Origin of the sequence: Thalassococcus sp. S3, from assembly GCF_004216475.1 — a bacterium.
GTDB lineage: Bacteria > Pseudomonadota > Alphaproteobacteria > Rhodobacterales > Rhodobacteraceae.
In genome coordinates this window covers 4,580,309-4,598,969 of the sequence record NZ_CP022303.1, presented here as the reverse complement: position 1 = coordinate 4,598,969, position 18,661 = coordinate 4,580,309, and the positions used below count along the sequence as shown (strand labels likewise).

Here is an 18,661-nt window from a genome sequence, read left to right as displayed (position 1 = left end):
TGTTGCTGTCGATCTCGCCCGGGATTGATGAGCAGACCCCGTACTTAGTCGAAAGGCCAAGAACGCAAGACCGGGTCGTCTTGGGTAACTTGGGCAAAGGTCTGCCGACGGCGTGGCCCAACGGCTTCGGGTCATATTTCCGGCGAAATTCTGCACGTTTTATTCAGGGGCAACCAATTGAAAGTAAGGCCATAGTTCATCTGTCCCTGTCGGCCTTACGGTTTGGACACAAGGGATCCCCGCGGCTGACCCATCCCTTCGTGAGTGGCTTTTCGTTGCCGACGGCGGGGGCCCGCCGAAGACACATTTACGGTCCTGTGTTACAAGCTCTGTCGCTCAAGATGGATTGATTGATCTTGAGTTGGCGATGCAGGGAGCCGCATCGCACCGGTACTTAAGAGGAGTGCTTGATCGCAGGATGCATTTCGCGTCCCGACCTCGGTCGCTCTGAAAGACCCAAAGCAAAACAGCCCTGAATACTTCTTTCGATACGCCCGAGGAGAAAGAACTATCCCATGAGCCTTACACCGCTGCAAAATCCCTCAGACCCGCTCCAATATCCCGGTATCATCGGCCACGATGATCGTAGGCCGATCAATACGCCGACGACCGAACCGCAGATCGCCACGATGGCACTTACGCTGCTGGGCCGAAACCTGAACGATGGGCGGGAATTCTTATCAAATGGAACTGCAATCGCGATCAGCCCGTATCATGTGCTGACGGCGTCACACAATTTCTCACCAAGCCCGGATGAGATGGCTACGGGTGGACGCATTACGCCAAGTAGCGATGTCTCGTCGATGCCGGATCGCAGACTGCCATCGACAGCACAGCCAGACAATATCGTGGGCAATCCCGAGCATTTGCGCGATTACGATATCACCCGCCAGGAACCGGACGACCTAGCGCTTGTTCAGAGCTCGGACCTGCTGCTGCCCGCAAGCCAAGCGATGGGCATGATGGTCTTCCTTGATCCATCAGAAATGGTGGGGCGCGACATCACGACGGCGGGCTATCCTTTTGATAAACCGAATACTCCAACAGTCGGAAACCCCCGCCCCAATGACTTCAAGGCGCTTTTCGAAGCAAGCGGAACCGTGCGGGCCGCAGACGCATATGCCTTGTCGTATTCCGACACGATTGACGCTGCTGTTTCACAAAGCGGATCCGGCGTTTGGTCAAGTTGGGCACCTGGTGAGGACGCTCTGATTGTCGGCATACACACCTATGCAAATGAGAGACAATACAATTTTGGTTCACGTCTGACCGAAGACGATTATGGCGCGATTGCCGCACGTTTGCTTGCGGATCTTAGTGCTCCGGACATCGACGCTCTGCCGGAAAACACGCTTGTGGGTACTGATTGGATCTTATTCTCGGATCGTGACAATGACGACATGGTCGGGAGCGGTCTCAAGGAACGCCTGATTGGCCTTGGCGGTGACGACCGGATGCTGGGCGCAGGAGGGTCGGATCGGCTGGACGGGGGGCTTGGGAATGACGTCGCCCTCTATCGTGGCCTTGTCTCTGAATACGATCTGAGTGTCATTCCGGGCGGCAACGACGAAGGATATGTGTTTCAGATCGAACATGCCCGACCGGGATCTGCCAATGACGGCGTCGATCTGCTCAAAGACGTGGAACTCGCGCGCTTTCAGGACGGGTTCGTTGCCCCGCTGAAGGTGGATCCCGGCGACCCGACAAAGATCGCCGACGGGCTGATCGTACCGTGGAGCGAGCGGATCGAAAACAGTTCGGGCGGTATCGACGGGCACATGTCGCTGCAGTTGCCCGCATGGACGATCGACGGTGATCTCGACTATGCGCTGCAGATCGGGGTCGAGCCCCGTGTGACCTATAACTTCGCCTATGTCCTGGATGTGTCGAACTCGATGGACGGGGCACGGCTGGCGGCCGCTGTCGATGCGTATGAGCAGCTGACTGAGTCGCTGGTCGAAAGCGGCATCGCCGAATACTCGACCTTTAAGATCATCACCTTTGCCGGGGATCTACAGGTTTCAGAGGATTTGGATGCCGAGGGCGTGGCAAACTTCTTTTCACAAGAGATACCGACCCGCGACTATACGGAATTCACCCCGGCTGTTGAGGCAACGTATGATTACTTTGCCTCATCCGCTTTTGGCGGTCGCAACATCGCCTATTTCCTGTCGGATGGCCAACCGGCCCCGCGGGATGGGTTGCCGGAACCTATTCCGACGTTGCCCATTGAAGACTTGCACGAGATTGCCGAGGTGCGTGCGTTTTCGATTTCATCGACTGACATTGAGATGATGAATGCGATCGATTCCGATGGGGCGGCGGTCAATCTCACCGACCCAAATCAGCTGGTGACCGAGTTTGGATCGGGGGGAATTGACAAAAGCAGAGTTGACCGGGTGGAGGTGGTGCTGAACGGCACGGTGGTCGATGTCATCAAAGGAAATGATCTGAGCGAGACGACATTCGGTCTGGTTTATGAAGGTCAGATCGACGGCTTGGATGTTGGTCTTGAAGCCAGCAATTCAGTCGAATTTGTCACGGTCTTCAACGACGGCACACCCAGCGCGCGGATCGACGCGACTGTCACGTCCGGTCAGGAACGCCTTGTGACGACAACCTTGGATGGCCGGACCGCGACGACGCTTGCCTTAGACGAAGCGACCTACATCCAGCAGGATGCGGAGGGAGAGGTCATTCACGCCAACGACGCGGCAAACAGAGTTGTGGTGCAAAGCGGGACAAACGATGTCTTTGCCGCAGGCGGTGACGACAGCATCGTCTACGCTGGTGGCCGCGCCGTTCTTGACGGGGGCGCCGGAATGGACCGGGTCATGGTGGATCAAGTCTTCCAAAGCGATCTCTTGACCAAAACGGGCGGTGTTGTGAGCTATGGTCAATCTGTGACGCTGGTCGATGTCGAATACGTTCATTTCAACAACCGGCTGATCAATCTCGAAACGATGGAGGCGGAAAACCAGCTTTTGCTGTCCAACGCAGGCACGGTCCGGATCGAAGAAGGCGATGATGGCCGCGTCTATGCGATGATCGCGGTAAGCATCAAAAACCCGCCGGTCGGCGATCTCAAGATCAGCTTCGAAACACGGGACGGCTCCGCTTTGGCAGGCGAGGACTACGTGGCCGCTTCCGGGGAAATGGTGGTGGAAGAGGCACCGGGCGGCAATTACATCGCCTCGACCCGGATCGAGATCACCAGCGACCGCCTGGCCGAGGGGGACGAGCAATTCGACGTTGTCATGACGTCCGATGACGGGTCGCAGTTCCAGAACGGCACACGGGAGGCGGCCTACTCCGTTACGATCGAAGACGAAGACACGCGTGTCTTCGCACAGTCTTTCGAGGGCAATCGCACCTTTGTCGAGGGCAACGCAGATCCGCGGGAGATCGAGATCGTGCTCAGTCGAAGCGGAGACCTGGACCGGGCCGTGAGCGTCAATTATTCCGTGCAGCCATATGGCGACAATCCGGCGGGCGCGGCGGATTTCGGTGGCGCGTTCGGGACGGGGACAGTGTCCTTTGGAGCGGGTCAAGACACCGCAATCGTAAGGCTGACGCTGACTGGCAATGACCGGATTGATGGCGACCGCCAAATCGGCCTCCTTTTAGAGCAGAATGAAGGTGATGTTCAGGTTCCGGACAGGCCGGTTGTCTACACCATCACGGATGATGATCGGAGCGCGCTTACACCGGTCTGGGAATATAACGGGGACCCGCAGTTTGAGGGCCGGGACGATGTCACGATCGTCGACAATGCGGATCAATACGCCGTGGATGCCGGGGCGGTCGGCATAACCTTTACCGCCGATACCGTTGACGCCCGCCAGGGCCTTTTTTCAAAGGATGCTCGCGATTTCGGCGATGGTGGACATGTCAGTGTCTATATCGAAGAGGGCACGCTGATCGCCCGTCTGCAGACGGAAACAGAGTCCCATTACCTGCGCCACCAGATAGAGCAGGATGTCGAATATGGCGCCCTGATCACCTTCGAGGATGGAGAAGCGTTTCTGTTTGTCGACGGCGTGCGCGTCGACGCGGTTGAAGACACAGGTTTCACCATGGCCCAGAACGACGAAGACATTGTTGTCGGCGCTCTGGGATGGGCCAGCGAACCGGGCAATCCCCAAGCCGTTCAAGACCCGTTCGATGGCCTTATCAACGACCTGGTGCTTTATCAGCAACCCGTGACGCAAGAAATGATGTAGGGGTCAGGCACGTGTTCGCTCCGATCGGATTTCAGTGGTCGCAAAGCAAGTCGCAGAACCGGCGCTTATGGCACCGCTGAGATTTGCGGAGCGCTGTCTTGCCGATGCAAATGCCCCGGTCATGGACGCGGTGGGTTAGCTGGTCTGAGCCATCATGGACACGAAACTGTCCTCTGCCGGGTTCTGCGGTGTGTCTTTGCGCCTGATGACACCGATGGGCCGCGAAAAGCGGGGATGATCGAAGGGGAGAAAGGCAAGACGATCCTCAAGATAGGGCGTGGTTGTTGCCATGGGCATCGTGGATATCAAATCCGTCTCGGCCACGATTTCCAGAACGGACCGGATCGAATCCGTTTCGCAACCGATATGCACTTCACGCAGGCCGGATGCGATCATCGCAGCCTCTGTCTGCTGGCGCAGAAGGCTGCCGCGCGAATGCGCAACCCAGATCTGCGCTTCGAGGTCGGGAGGCATGATGGTGCGGCGGCGCCTCAGCGGATGGCCCGCCCGACACAGAATGCCCACCCGGTCATCCACGAGATGCGCAAAGGTCAGTCCACTTACAGGATCGGCCAGGCTTTCAGGGCCGATCACAACGTCGATCTGACCGCGCTCCAGCATCTTGCGAAGCTCGTGTACCAGTCCGGTCCGAAGCTCTACGCTGCAACGCGGGTTCTGCTTGATGAAGCGGACAAGCGCATCGGACAGAAACCGGCCTGATACGATCGGGGGCGCGCCGATGCGCAGCTCGCCCAAGGCCCCCTTGGCGGTCTGCCCTGCGATGATCTCTGCCTGTTCTTCGGCCAGACGAATAGCAAGTCCGTTGCGTGCCAGCCTGAGGCCAAGCGTATTGGGCAGCGACCGTCGCCCGTCACGATTGAAAAGCGTCGTGCCAAGCCGGTCCTCAAGATTGCGCATGTTGCGGCTGAGCGCCGGCTGGGTCAGGCCGAGACGGTCCGCCGCGGACTGGAACGACCCCGCCTCTACGATGACGGAGAGCTGCGCAAGATGTTTGGGGTCGAGTTTCATATCATTTCGTTATGCGTTGTCCCTGAACTTTGATTATATCATATGCAACTCCTTTGCTACGCTCTCCCGAAATCAGGGAGGATATCGTGTTTCATTTCAGAGCACTGCTTAAGGCTGTCTGCGTGACGGCAGCGATGACAAGCGTGGCAGGAACCGCTGCGGCGCAGATTTTCAAGGGCGAAACGGCCGGGGTTGGCGATCCGGTCCATACGATGTTCGTGGCGTTTGCCAATCAGGCCGCGACCGCCGACGTCAATATCCAGGTGAACGCGGGTCAAACGCTTACCCGGTCAATGCTGAAGGGGGCGAAGGGCGATATCGACTTCTTTTCGACCGTTCCGTCGCTGGTCAACCTGATGGCTGGCCAGGCGCGGATGTATGAAAAGGTGGACGGGGCGCCAGAGCTTGCCAAGAACATTCGGGCCATCATCGGTTTCAAGGCCGGTGCATATCATCCGGTCACATTGGCCGGGTCCGGGATCGAGACGTGGGGCGATATCAAGGGCAAGACCGTCTTTACCGGCCCGCCGGCGGGATCGGCGTCGGCCACGTCCGAAGCATTGATCAAGATCGTGACCGGATATGTCGCGGGTGAGGATTACACCGCCGTTCGCCTGAGCTGGGGCGAAGGGTATGCCGCTTTGGCAGACGGCAAGATCGACATGATGGTCCGGCCCGCCGAAATCGGATCGGCCAATATCGAGCGGTTCGGTCTCTCGGGGGAATTCCGCGTGCTTTCCATTCCCGACGACAAGGTTGCCAGCGAAGAGATGCAGGCGCTCTTTGGTCGGCCTGGACGGGGCATGCTGCAGTTTGACGGCGATGTCTATAAGGGGCAACTGACCGAAGGGGAGATCACGGCGCTTGGCTTTACCCAGTTCGTCGGCACCCATGCAGGGGTTTCCGATGACGTGGTCTATGCCGCAACAAAGGCGTTTTGGGACAACCTCGACCAGGTCCATGCGACGGCCTTTTTCCTCAAGGATGTCACGCACGAGACGGCCTTTACCTCGGTGAACGTACCGCTGCATCCGGGCGCGATCCGGTACTACGAGGAAGCCGGGGTCGCAATTCCGGACGCGCTGCGACCGGGATCGTGACAAAGCGTTTGGCGGCGGCACATCACGCCCTCGCCAGCCCACACCCTCCCAAGCGATGGGATCCACCATGATCGAAAAAGCCTCAACCCCTGGCGTATTCGTACGCCTGTTCGCCTATGCCTCGATGGCCGCATGCCTGACGCTTGGTGTGATGACGCTTTACAGTTCGGGCATCGGGCTGATCGACCCCAAGCTGCACCGCGCGGCAGGATTTGCGCTTGCCCTCTTTGTCGCTGTGGCCGTGTCCCAGCATCGGCGCACGCTTGCGGGGCGTCGGACAGGGCCGCTTCATCTGGTGATTGATGCGGGTTTGATTGGCGTCGGCCTCTGGTCGATCTGGTCCTTTCATTTCGTGCAGACCGAGATGGAAACCGCGCTTTACGATGTCAGCGCGCGCGATGCCTGGCCTGCCCTGGCGGGCCTTGTGGTCTTTCTTGAACTCTGCCGACGGCTTTGGGGCTGGGGTCTTTTCGGGGTCGGCGCTTTCGGCGTTTTATACCTGCTTTACGGTCAGGACCTGCCCGGCCTGCTTGCGCATTCGGGCTTTTCCCTGACGGAGGTCGCCGAGGCGCTTTGGTACAATACGAACAAGGGCGTCTTCGGGTCGATCACGAACATCGTGCTGAGCACCGTCTTTATTTTCATCATCTTCGGGGTACTGCTGGAAGGGACAGGCGCGGGCGATACGCTTTTGAAATTCGCCTTTCTTGCAACACGGCGCACGCGCGGAGGGCCGGCCCATGCCGCGATCCTGGCGTCATCCATGTTCGGAACGATGTCGGGATCGACCGTGGCCAATATCGTGGGCACCGGCACGTTTACCATCCCGATGATCAAGAAACGGGGCTTTACCCCGACCTTCGCAGCCGGGATCGAGGCGACGGCCTCCTCGGGTGGGCAAATCATGCCCCCGATCATGGGGGCGGCTGCGCTGGTGATGGCGGACCTGACGGGGGTTGGCTATCTCAACATCATCATCGCGGCGCTTCTGCCCGCGCTCTTTTACTATTTCAGTCTCTTCGCCGCCGTCACGGTCGAGGCGCGGCGGCAGGGGATCGAGATCCAGCCCCTGACCATCGATGACCGCATCACGCGCACCGACCTGATCAACTCTGTTCTGTTCGTCGGGCCGATCCTTGTGGTTATCGGGTCCCTCTTGGCGGGCCTGTCCACCTCTGCTGCGGGGTTCTACGCTGTGGTCGTGCTTCTGGCGCTTTCGGTCATCAACCCCGACGTCCGGCGCGACCCGCTGCGGGTCTGGCGATCTTTCCTGAAAGGCGCGGAATCCGGCGCGACGCTGCTGATCGCGATTGCGGCTATCGGTATTCTGGTGGGGTCCCTCGACAGCACCGGGTTGGGGCTGAAGCTTGCCAACGTCATTGCCACCATCCGGGGGGAGAGCCTGTTTTCCGCGCTTCTGGTGGCGATGGTCGGTGCGCTTATCCTGGGCATGGGGATGCCGACCTTGCCCGCCTATCTGATCATCATTCTGGTCATGGGGCCGGCGATCCAAGAGCTGGGCGTTTCCATGCTGACCGCACATATGTTCGTCTTCTATTACGGCGTGGCTTCATCGCTGACGCCGCCCGTGGCAATCGCGGCCTATGCTGCTGCCCCCATCGCGGGCGCGAACCCGTTGATGACGGCCTTCATGTCGTTCCGGTTGGGGATGGCGAAGTTCATCATTCCGTTCATCTTTGCCTTCTACCCCACGATCCTCATCATCGAGGAGTTCAGCCTGCTCCCCTTCGTCTGGATCGTGGCGCGGACCTGTTTCTGCATCTGGTTGTTTTCGTCGGCTCTGTCCGGTTTTGACCGCCGCAAGTTGACCGTGCCCGAGATCGGCCTGCGCTTTGTCGTGGCCTTCGCCTGCCTTGTCACCGATCCGATGATCCATGTGCCGGCCATCGCCATCGGTCTTGCCCTTCTTGCGGTCGATATTCGCGCCGGCCGTTCCATATCGCAATCATCCGAGCCGACGTCATGAGCAAACGCCCGAATTTCCTGTTCATTATCACCGATCAACATCGGGCCGATCATCTTGGATGTTACGGCAACCGGGTCGTCCAGACGCCTAATATCGACAGCATTGCTGCCAGCGGCACGCGGTGGGACAGGTTCTATGTGGCCAATCCGATCTGCATGCCCAACCGTGCCTCCATCATGACCGGGCGGATGTGCTCAGTGCACGGCGCGCGCCACAACGGGATCCCGTTGTCAAAGGACCACACGACGTTTGTCGAGTTGCTGCGCGATGCGGGCTATACCACGGGTCTGATCGGTAAATCCCACCTGCAAAGCTTCACCGGTCTTCCCGCCACCAACACGTTCGAGGCGCGGGATGGCCTTACTTCTCCCTCGCCGCACTTGCGCGACGCTTACAAGAACAACCGTCATACGGCGGATTACGACCTGGAGATTGCCCCGACCTGGGATCGTCCGCTGGCAGAGCGGCTGCGCGGGCATTTCTATGGCTTTGATCATGTCGAGGTGGCTGCAGATCATGGGGATCAGGCATCGGGTGACTACCTGCTTTGGGCGCGGGGTCAGCGACCCGATTTCGACAATCTGACAGGGCCGGAGAACGCATTGCCCGACAACCGCATCCAGGCCCCGCAGGCCTGGCGCACCGCCGTGCCGGAGGAGCTTTATTCCACCAACTGGATCGCCGACCGTGCCAAGGCCTGGCTGACCGAGGTCGCGCCCAAGGATGAACCCTTTTTCCTGCAGATGTCATTTCCGGATCCGCACCACCCCTTCACCCCACCGGGTCGGTATTGGGACATGTATGATCCCGCCGATATCACGCTGCCGGGCTCTTTCGGGAAAGGTGATCTCCCCCCGATCCGCGCGATGTACGAGGCCATGCGGGACGGGACCGATCCCCGCGATAACCAGAACCCCTTTGCCGTTAACGAGAGCGAAGCGCGCGCGATCATCGCCCTGACCTATGGCATGATCACGATGATTGACGATGCGGTCGGCGGGGTTCTCGCGCATCTCAAGGCGCTGGGCCTGTCCGAAGATACGGTCGTGATTTTCACGTCGGATCATGGCGATTACATGGGTGATCACGGGCTGATGCTGAAGCTGCTGTTGCACTATCAGGGGATCATCCGGGTGCCGTTCCTCTGGCAGGATCCACATCGCCCCGCCTCGGGGGCGGTGGATCGTGGATTAGGGTCGTCTATCGATATCGCGGCAAGTGTTCTGGCCCGCGCGGGGGTCCAGCCGTTCAATGGCATTCAGGGGCGCGATCTTTTCGGTTCAAAGGCGCCAGAGGCGATCATCGTCGAAGAAGATAGCCAGCGCGTCATGACCGGTTTCGACCGACCGCAGAGGATCCGGACGGTTGTCACGGATCGCTATCGGATGTCCTTGCGGCAGGGGGAGGGCTGGGATGAGCTTTATGATCTTCAGGAGGATCCCGACGAACTGGAGAACCTATATGACGTCGGCGCATCGCTTGATGTGCGCCAGGCGGTGACAGAGATCATGCTGCGTCGCATGATCGAACTTCAGGATCGTGCGCCGCTGCCCGCTTACCGGGCGTAGTGAGGGCGATGCACTGCTTGCTTGCGCTGGCTGAGGTGCGCGGCTGGTAAAGTTGCGTCGCTTCACGCTTTGCCTGTCTTGAGGGCCTGATGATTGCAAGGCCCACCGGTCAATCGCTGCGCGCTCTGACCTGCGGGAGGCTCCTGGTTACTCCATCGTTCCGGTCGTGCTTGCGGCCCAGATCCGCGTTCCCGGGCCCGTTTCGACACGCGAAAGCCGCATGTTCAACTGATAGAGATCCGGCCGATAATACACCTCGATATGCTGGACCGGTCGACCCAAGCGATCACGAACCACCCGAACGACCCGTAAAACCGCCGCGTTTTCGGGGATGCCCAGCACCACGGCGATGGCCGGCGGGGCAGCCAGGGCTGTCACCGACTGCTCCGCTTCCGAGATGCCGGGCGTCGTGGCCTCGATCAGGGACAGGATCGGTCGATTGCTCAGATCCTCGGGCCCGAAGCTGCGCCCAATCTCCTCGGGGACATGCGTAACGATATAGGAAAAGGGCTGATTATCTTTCTTCCTTAGCCGTTCAGCCTTTTGCACCTCTGCGTCGGGGTCAAGCCCCAGCGCCCGCGCGATCGGGCCGGGAGCGGGCACGTAGGTGAAGGATAGAACCTCGACTGTCGTGCTGTCCCCAATCGCAATCAGGTTTTCCATCAGGCCCGAGAAATCGGCCTCCATACTGGATGTCGGAACGGAATATTTGACGGTTGTCCCGCGTCCCCGTTCGCGGGTGACAAGATCGTCCTTTGCAAGCTCATCCATGGCGCGTTTGGCCGTGATCCGCGACACGCCAAGTGCCGCCTCCAACGCGCTTTCGCTGGGCAGCTTGTCCCCTTTCTGAAGCTGGCCGGTCAGGATGCGTTGCCGGTAGAGATGGTAGATCTGATAATAAAGGGGGGTCGGGTTCTTTGGGTCCAGCGGGCCAAGATTGGTTGGGCCGGCGCGCTCCGAAGCGAGGTTTGCATCTGTCATGGGATCGCTTTCCGTTTGGCACAGCAAGGCGGCAGAGTTTGCCCTCTGGTCTTGTGGTTGCGAGAGCCGGTTTTCATGCAGCGGCGTCCGATAGGGATGACGTGATCTCCGCACAAGTTGCCACGTGAGAGATGGCCGACAGCGATGCCACGGCGGTGTCATGCAGTGCGTCGGTAAAGGCGCCGGTCCCGTCGCTCAGCAATACGGTCGACAGGTCGCGTACATGCGCGTCCCTGAGGGTAGAAGCGACGCCGCCATTGGTGACGATCCCCCCGATCACAAGCTGTTCGATGCCTGACTTGCGCAACACCCATTCCAGCCGCGTCATGTAGAAGGCGGAATAGGCCACCTTCTCCACCGTCAGATCCGCAGGCTGAAGTCGGTCGATCAGTTGATGACCGAAGGCGCCGGGGCAGAAGTCGCCCTTTTTCAGAAACGGCCTGAGCTTTTTCAGATGCGGAGAGATCATCGGCTCCTCACCCTTGCCGGGCACCAGCGTGAATTGCGTGGAGATGACCCAGCCCCCCGCCGCCCGAATTGCATCGGCCAAGGGCGCCAGCCGGTCTGGCAGGGCGGCGATCATCTCGCTGCCCTGACCGGCCCGTCCATAGGCGCCGTCGGGGTGGAGGAAGTCGTTCTGCATGTCCACCAGCAGAAGCGCGATTTTCGTACGATCCTCCAGCAGCATGCTCAGCCCCCCTGCGCCACGATCAGATTGCCCAGCCGGTCGACCCGCGCGGCAAAGCCCGGCTCGATCCAGATCGTGGTATCCGGCTGTTCCAGCACCGCGGGGCCCACAACCTCTGCACCCACCGGCAGATCAAGCCGAGCATAGACCGCCGCCTCGTGGCTCTGCCCGCCAAAAAACACCGCGCGGCTGCCGGTACGGGCGCTTTCAACACTCAAATCGCCCTTGGGCGCCAGCACCGAGAGGTCGAATTTCGGACGTGTCCCGATCACGGCGGTGCGCAGGTTCACGATGATCGGCTCCACCCCGTCGAGAAGCCGACCGTAGGCCTTGAGATATCGCGTCTCGAACGCGTCCCGGATCCGCTCCCGGCTGAGCCCGTCGATCTGATCTTCTGGCAGCACCGCATCGACTGAATGGCTTTGTCCGGCATAGAGCATGTCCAGCGTGACCTTGATCCCGATGCCGGAAAACTCTGCTTTGGCTTCCTCAAGCTGCGCGTGCCCCTGTGCCTCAAAGTCGCGGATCTGCGCTGCGATCTCCGCCGGGTCGGCCTCTGACAGAGGCATGTTCAGTGTCCGCACGAAATCCTGCCGCATATCCGCGATCACGCATCCCAACGCCGATACGATGCCCGGATAGCGCGGCACCAGCGCGCTTTTCAGTCCGATCTCCCGCACCAGAGCGCAGGTATGCAGCGCGCCACCGCCACCAAAGGGCATGGCCGCGAACCGGCGCGGATCATGCCCCCGCTCGATGGAGACCAGACGGATGGCTCCCGCCATGCGCGCATTGGCCACGTCGATGACCGCCTCCGCTGCGGACAGCACGTCCATGCCCAGCGGCTCGGCGATATGGACCCGGATGGCCTCTTCCGCGGCCGTTTTGTCCAGTGTCTGTAGTTGCCCGCCGATGGGGCTGTCGGCATTGATCCGGCCCAGCACGACGTTTGCATCTGTCACCGTCGGGCGATCATTGCCCTGGCCGTAGCAGACCGGCCCGGGGATGGAGCCGGCGCTTTCCGGCCCGATCTGAAGCATTCCACCCGCGTCGATCCACGCGATGGAGCCTCCGCCCGCGCCAATCGTCGTGATCTCGATCATGGGCGAGCGGATCACCAGCCCGAAATCGACCGAGGATTGCGCGGCCAGCGCCGCCTCTCCATCCGCCACGACCGAGATGTCAAAGCTGGTCCCGCCCATATCGCAGGTCACGATATTGTCGAACCCCGCCTCCGCCGCGATATGGGCCGAGGCATAGACCCCCGCCGCCGGCCCGCTCAGCGCTGTGCGCACCGGGGTGCGGGCCGCCACATCGGAGTTCATCAGCCCGCCATTCGATTGCACGATCAGGAACTCGCCGCCGAACCCGTTCTCCTCCAGTCGCGCGTCTAATGTGCGCAGGTAGTTGCCCACGACCGGCTGCAGATAGGCGTTCAGCGCCGTGGTCGAGGCGCGTTCGAATTCCCGGATCTCGGGCAGCAGGTCGGATGAGACCGAGATATGCGCGTTGGGCCAGATCCGCTCCAGCACCCGCCGCGCCTTGGCCTCGTTCTCCTGATTGGCGTGGGAATTGATGAACACTGCCGCGACCGATTCCGCACCGCTGTCTATGAGGGCCTGTGCGGCCCCTGCCATCGCGTCCTCGTCCAGCTCCGTCAGGACCGATCCGTCGGCCAGCACCCGCTCCGGCACCTCCACGCTCATGCGGCGTTCGACGACAGGCCGGTACTGCCCCCACAGACCCCAGGTCGTGGGTCGATCACGGCGGCGCATCTGGAGGATGTCGCGAAACCCTTCGGTCGTGATCAGCCCGGTCTTGGCCCCCTTTCGCTCAAGAAGAGCGTTGGTGCCCACGGTCGTGCCGTGAATGATCGCTGCTATCCGGCCAAAATCGGACGTGCCCGCCTGTACCCCGCGAAAGAACCCGTCCGCCTCGCGCCCGCGGGTGGAGGCGACCTTGTGCACGCCCACCGCGCCCGTTTCCTGGTCGATGGTGAAGACATCCGTGAAGGTGCCGCCCACGTCGATCCCGATCAGCATCGTCTGGCTCATGCCGCGGCCTCCCCTCTGGCGATGGACGTGGCCGCGTCGTCCACGCTGCCATCCTCGCGCAGCACCACGCCGTAGATCTCGCGCGCGTCCTCCGCGCTGATCAGACCGTCGGCCACATCCTCGGCGACCTTCGCCGGGTCCCGTTCGCCCGGCGGGCCGTAGCCTCCGCCGCCCGGTGTCTCCAGCCGTACGCGCTGGCCCTTGGCCAGTTCGATCCCGGTCATTTTTGACACCATCGGCGGCGACAGGTCGAACGCGCCCTGCACCCCCGGCCCGTCAAAGGTGAAGCGGTTCAGCGCGCCTTGCGCACCGCCCGCCACCCCTTGCGGCGCGTGTTTGCCGCGCTCGCCAAAGAGAAATCCGCGCGCGTCGCCCATCACTTCAAGTTCGTAAAGCCCGCCAAGCCCGCCGCAATGCCGCCCCGGCCCGCCCGACCCTTCGCGCAGGCCCCACTGCGTGAATCGCACCGGATAGCGGCTCTCCAAAATCTCCACCGGCGGGATCGTCGCCATTGAGATGGGCGCGTTGCCATGGCTCAGCCCGTCGCCTTCGGGATGCCCGCCATGGCCGCCGCCGAAGAACGAAAACATCACCCAGCGCGCGCCATCCTCCTTGTGGCCCGCAATCGAAAGCGCGTTGATCGTACCATAAGCGCAGCCGTTCAGCCGCTCTGGCGCTGCCTTGGACAAAGCCACGAAAATCACGTCGATCACCCTCAGGATCGTCTCGGTATAGCCGCCCACCGGCTTGGGCGCGCGCGCGTCCAAAAGGCAGCCCTCGGGGATCACGATCTTCACCGGATCCAGCACACCCGCATTCGCCGCCACATCGCGGAAGACATGTTTGAGGGCGACGTAGATCGACGCCTCCGCCGTCGCACGGGAGATGTTCACCGGCCCCTGACAGGCGCCGGACGTGCCGACAAAATCCAGCGTCAGCGCATCGCCCTCGACCGTGATCGTGACCTTCACATCCAACTCGTCCGCGCTGATCCCGTCATTGTCCAGATGATCGGTGGCCTCATAGGTCCCGTCCGGCAGCTCCGTGATCAGCGCCTTCATCTGCTGTGCTGCCCTCTTGCGCAGCTCTACCATCACCTCCAGCAGCGTTTCCGCCCCATAGTCGGCGATGAGCGTGCTCAGCCGCTCCTCCCCCAGCTTCAGCGCGGCAAGCTGACCGTTCAGGTCACCATGCACGGACAGCGGCAGGCGGGTATTGGCCTTGAGCACCGCTAGGATGTCGCCCTGCACCTCTCCCTTGCGGACCAGCTTGACCGGCGGGATCAGCACGCCTTCCTGAAACACTTCCGTCGCTGCTGGATTGTAATTGCCCGGCACGTTGCCGCCCACGTCATGCCAATGCGCGACCGACGCCATGTAGCAAAAGATCTCGTCGCCCCGGAAAACCGGCTGGACCAGTTTGAAGTCGTTCAGATGCGTGCCGCCGTCATAGGGATCGTTGAAGATAAAGACGTCGCCCGGCTCCGGCTTGCCGTTCTGATCCGCATAGGCAATCACCGCCCGCACCGCGAAGGCCATCGCGCCCACAAAGACCGGCAGGCCGAACTTGCCCTGTACCAGCGTGTCGCCCGTCTGTGCGTCATAGAACCCGTGGCTGGCGTCGTGCGCTTCGGCGATGATGGGATTGAAGGCGGCGTTGAAGAGTGTCGCGTCCATCTCGTCAGCCACCTGTTCCAGCCGACCGCGCAGCACCGACAACGTCACCGGGTCAATCATCCCTGCCCCTCTCCGAATTGATAAAGCCATGCGCGGGTGATCCTGTCGCGGGCGCGGAATGCGTCGATCTCGCTCTGATGCTTAAGCGTGACATCCACCGGCGAGAGCCCTTCGCGCAGCATCTCCCGCCGCTCATCCGACAGCTTGAAATCAAAACTCAGATCGCCGCAGCGGACCTGCATCGCGTCCAGATCAACCGTCACGTGATGCGCGGCCGCCGCCTCTGCCAGCGCGGCGACCTCTGCCTTGTCCAGCGTGACCGGCACCACCCCGTTGGCCACGCAATTGTCGCGAAAGATCGACCCGAAACTGGCCGCGATGAGCGCGCGGAACCCGTATTCCCTCAGCGCCCAGACCGCATGTTCGCGGGAGGAACCGCAGCCGAGATTCACCCCCCCGATCAGGATCGTGGCGCCTTGCGCCTCCGGCTGGTTCAGCAGGAAGTCGGGATCGGGCGTTCGCCCGCCCGTGTCGGCGTCCAGATACCGCAGATTGGCGAACAACCCGTCCGCCAGCCCCTTTTTCGACACGCGCTTCATCTCCCGCGAGGGGATGATCTGGTCGGTGTTCACATTGTCCACCGCCATCACCGCCGCGAGGCCCTGATGCTGCCGGAATGCTTCCATCACGAGGCGCGCCTTTGGCTGGCCTGCAGGTCGCGGACATCGGCGATCTGCCCCTGCACCGCTGACCATGCCACCGTCTCGGGGCTGGCGATATGCGTGCGGGCGCGCGGGCCCTGTCGCCCCTCGAAATTCCGATTGGTCGACGAGATCACCCGCTCCCGCCCGCCAAAGCCTTCCCCGCCGGCATAAAAGCACATCGAACAGCCGCTCTCGCGCCATTGAAAGCCTGCGGCCTTGAAGATCTGATCCAGTCCTTCGGCCTCTGCCGCCTCCTTGGTCGCCGTGGATCCGGGCACGCAGATTGCCAGCACGCCCTCTGCCACCCGCCGCCCGCGCAGCACCGCAGCGGCGCGGCGCAGATCGGACAGCCGCGAATTGGTGCATGAGCCGATAAAGGCCGTGTCCACCGGTAAGCCCAGCAGCGCCTGACCGCCGGCCAGCCCCATGTAACCGAGCGCTTTGCCGTCGCCCCCTGTCGGGACCGTGCCGTCCACGCCCACCGTCTGTTCGGGGCTCGTCCCCCAGGACACCATCGGCGCAAGGGTCGAGACGTCGAACACGATCTCGCTGTCGAAGTCGGCGCCCTGATCGGTCTTCAGGCTGCGCCAATGGGTCTTGGCCGCCTCCAGCATATGCGGCGCGGGGCCGTAGTGGCGCCCGGCGATATAGTCGATGGTTTTCTCATCCGGCGCGATCACCGCCGTGAAGGCACCGAATTCCACCCCCATATTGCAGAGCGTCAGCCGCGCCTCGATCTCCATCGCCTCGACCGCCGGTCCGGCGAATTCGATTACGTGACCGACCGCATGCCCGGCGGAATACTTTGCGATGAGCGCAAGGATCACGTCCTTGGCCGTTGACCATTCGGGCAGTCGCCCGTCCAGCCAGATGCGCATCTGTTTCTTCCGTGGTACCCGCAGGGTTTGCGTGGCCAGCGCATGTTCGGCATCCGTGGATCCGATCCCCCAGGCCAGCGCCCCCAACGCGCCCAACGTGCAGGTGTGGCTGTCTGGACAGACCAGCGTGATGCCCGGCAACGCGATGCCCAGTTCGGGCGCGATCACGTGCACGATGCCCTGCCGCGGGTCGTTGATATCAAAGAGCTTCAGCCCCGCCTTCCGGGTCTGGGCGCGCATGGCCTCGATGAAGACCTCGCCGCCCGGCATCCGTGTCTCCCGCGGGCGCCCGGGCCGCGTGTCGGCGATATGGTCGATGGTCGAAAACACCGTCTCCGGAGCGACGATCTCACGTCCGTCTTCCGCCAGGTTCGACAGCGCAATCGAGCCTGTCCTTTCGTGCAGCATGATCCGGTCGATCAGTACCAGCGACGCGCCACCCTCGTCACGCCGCACCTCGTGCTGCGCCAAAAGCTTGTCGTAAAGCGTCGTGGTCCTCTTGCTCATGCGACGATCCCGGCCTTGCGCCAGGCCGCGATTTGCGCAGCGTCGAAGCCCAGGCCGTCCAGAACGGCGTCCGAATTCTCGCCCGCCCTTGGCGGATCGCCCGCTGTCTCGTCGCGCTGGCCATTGCTCTCGATCGGCAGCTTGGGCAGCTTCACAGTGGCGTTGTGATCCGGCAGCGCAAGTTCGAACAACCCGCCCTCGGCAACCTGCGGATCCTCGGCCAGATCCTCGGGCCGGTTGATCGGGGCAAAGGGCAGTCCGGCCTTTAACAGCTTGTCTTCCAATTCCGCCGTTGCCATTGCACCAAAGAGCCTGCGTAGTTCCGGAATGATCTCGTCGCGCCTGGCCACACGGTCGGAATTTTCGGCACAGTCCGGATGATCCTTCCAATGCGTTAGCCCAAAGACCTCGCAGAAGGCGCGCCATTGCCCATCGCTCACCACGCCCACGAACATCTGCCCGTCTTTGGTGTCGAAGACATCATAGACGGCCCAGGCCGAAACCCGCGTCGGCATCGGCGGAGCCGGCGTCCCGGTAACCGCGTGTTGTGCAATGTGCTGGCCGACCAGAAACACCGTCGTCTCGAACAGGGAGGAGGTGATCTGCCGCCCTTCCCGTCCATTCTGCTCCCGGTCGAGCAGGGCCGCCAGAATGCCGATCACACCGAACATGCCGCCGGTGATGTCGATCACTGAACTGCCCGCGCGCAGGGGCCGCCCCTCTGGCCCCGTCATATAAGCGAGCCCACCCATCATCTGCGCGACCTCGTCCAGCGCCGTGCGCTCCTGATAAGGACCGCTCAAGAAGCCCTTTGAGGATTGGTAGATCAGCCTGGGATTGATCTCGCGCACCGCCTCGTAGCTCAGCCCCAGCTTATCGAGCGCGCCGGATCGGAAATTCTCGATCATGACGTCCGCACCTTCCAGCAACTTGCGGACGATGCCTTGTCCTTCCTCGCTCTTGATATCGAGGCAGATGCTCTTCTTGTTGCGGTTGAACATCGCGAAATAGCCCGCGCCGGAGCCGGGCAGGCGCCGGGTCTTGTCACCACCGATCGGTTCGATCTTGATCACATCGGCGCCCAGATCGGCGAGGATCATCCCGGCTGAGGGTCCCATGACCATGTGGGAAAACTCGACGACTTTGATATTTCTCAGAAAATTCATCTCAACCGTCAGATATTCGGGGTCAAACCTGGGAGGCTACTCTTGAGTCTATAGAAGGCGAACAACCCTTGTTTCCGAAACCATATAAATGATATAACAA

General features: G+C 61.5%; 12 protein-coding genes. 4 read left to right on the top strand and 8 right to left on the bottom strand.

The annotated features are described in order from the left end of the window. Positions 1–515 precede the first annotated feature (515 nt). On the top strand, positions 516–4,223 hold the full coding sequence (locus CFI11_RS22445; RefSeq protein WP_130409708.1) for a Calx-beta domain-containing protein: 3,708 nt from the start codon (positions 516–518) through the stop codon (positions 4,221–4,223). A 135-nt stretch (positions 4,224–4,358) separates the two neighbouring features. Here the strand turns inward: CFI11_RS22445 and CFI11_RS22440 are convergent, their stop codons facing one another. Continuing rightward, positions 4,359–5,252 carry a LysR family transcriptional regulator gene (locus CFI11_RS22440; RefSeq protein ID WP_130409707.1) on the bottom strand — a complete coding sequence of 298 codons (894 nt, stop codon included), beginning with the start codon at positions 5,250–5,252 and terminating at the stop codon, positions 4,359–4,361. Positions 5,253–5,338: 86 nt separating this feature from the next. On the opposite strand from CFI11_RS22440, the gene CFI11_RS22435 reads away from it, so the two are divergent. The 3 genes from CFI11_RS22435 (at position 5,339) to CFI11_RS22425 (ending at position 9,907) form a co-directional block, all read left to right on the top strand. Beyond that, the gene (locus CFI11_RS22435; protein ID WP_130409706.1) at positions 5,339–6,352 is read left to right on the top strand and encodes a TAXI family TRAP transporter solute-binding subunit; all 1,014 of its coding nucleotides are present in this window, start codon (positions 5,339–5,341) and stop codon (positions 6,350–6,352) included. Between the two features lie 67 nt (positions 6,353–6,419). After that, on the top strand, positions 6,420–8,339 hold the full coding sequence (locus CFI11_RS22430; RefSeq protein WP_165390374.1) for a TRAP transporter fused permease subunit: 1,920 nt from the start codon (positions 6,420–6,422) through the stop codon (positions 8,337–8,339). Further along, a complete protein-coding gene (locus tag CFI11_RS22425; RefSeq protein ID WP_217358737.1) occupies positions 8,336–9,907 on the top strand; it encodes a sulfatase in 1,572 nt (523 codons plus the stop codon). The genes CFI11_RS22430 and CFI11_RS22425 overlap by 4 nt, the downstream gene beginning before the upstream one ends. A gap of 147 nt (positions 9,908–10,054) precedes the next feature. Here the strand turns inward: CFI11_RS22425 and CFI11_RS22420 are convergent, their stop codons facing one another. From CFI11_RS22420 to CFI11_RS22390, 7 genes are all read right to left on the bottom strand, one after another. Further along, positions 10,055–10,888, bottom strand: a complete 834-nt coding sequence (locus CFI11_RS22420) for a GntR family transcriptional regulator (RefSeq protein ID WP_165390373.1) — start codon at positions 10,886–10,888, stop codon at positions 10,055–10,057. Between the two features lie 73 nt (positions 10,889–10,961). Continuing rightward, positions 10,962–11,576 (bottom strand): cysteine hydrolase family protein, encoded by a 615-nt coding sequence (locus tag CFI11_RS22415; RefSeq protein ID WP_130409702.1) that lies wholly within the window; start codon positions 11,574–11,576, stop codon positions 10,962–10,964. Between the two features lie 2 nt (positions 11,577–11,578). Further along, entirely contained in the window at positions 11,579–13,630 is a 2,052-nt protein-coding gene (locus CFI11_RS22410; protein WP_130409701.1) for a hydantoinase/oxoprolinase family protein, read from the bottom strand. After that, positions 13,627–15,366 carry a hydantoinase B/oxoprolinase family protein gene (locus CFI11_RS22405; RefSeq protein WP_130409700.1) on the bottom strand — a complete coding sequence of 580 codons (1,740 nt, stop codon included), beginning with the start codon at positions 15,364–15,366 and terminating at the stop codon, positions 13,627–13,629. Before CFI11_RS22405 ends, CFI11_RS22410 begins: the two co-directional genes overlap by 4 nt. Beyond that, on the bottom strand, positions 15,363–15,992 hold the full coding sequence (leuD, locus tag CFI11_RS22400) for a 3-isopropylmalate dehydratase small subunit (RefSeq protein ID WP_130410128.1): 630 nt from the start codon (positions 15,990–15,992) through the stop codon (positions 15,363–15,365). Before leuD ends, CFI11_RS22405 begins: the two co-directional genes overlap by 4 nt. Further along, positions 15,992–17,395 carry a 3-isopropylmalate dehydratase large subunit gene (locus tag CFI11_RS22395; RefSeq protein ID WP_130409699.1) on the bottom strand — a complete coding sequence of 468 codons (1,404 nt, stop codon included), beginning with the start codon at positions 17,393–17,395 and terminating at the stop codon, positions 15,992–15,994. The genes leuD and CFI11_RS22395 overlap by 1 nt, the downstream gene beginning before the upstream one ends. Further along, positions 17,392–18,561, bottom strand: a complete 1,170-nt coding sequence (locus tag CFI11_RS22390) for a CaiB/BaiF CoA-transferase family protein (RefSeq protein WP_130409698.1) — start codon at positions 18,559–18,561, stop codon at positions 17,392–17,394. Before CFI11_RS22390 ends, CFI11_RS22395 begins: the two co-directional genes overlap by 4 nt. Between the last annotated feature and the right edge of the window lie 100 nt (positions 18,562–18,661).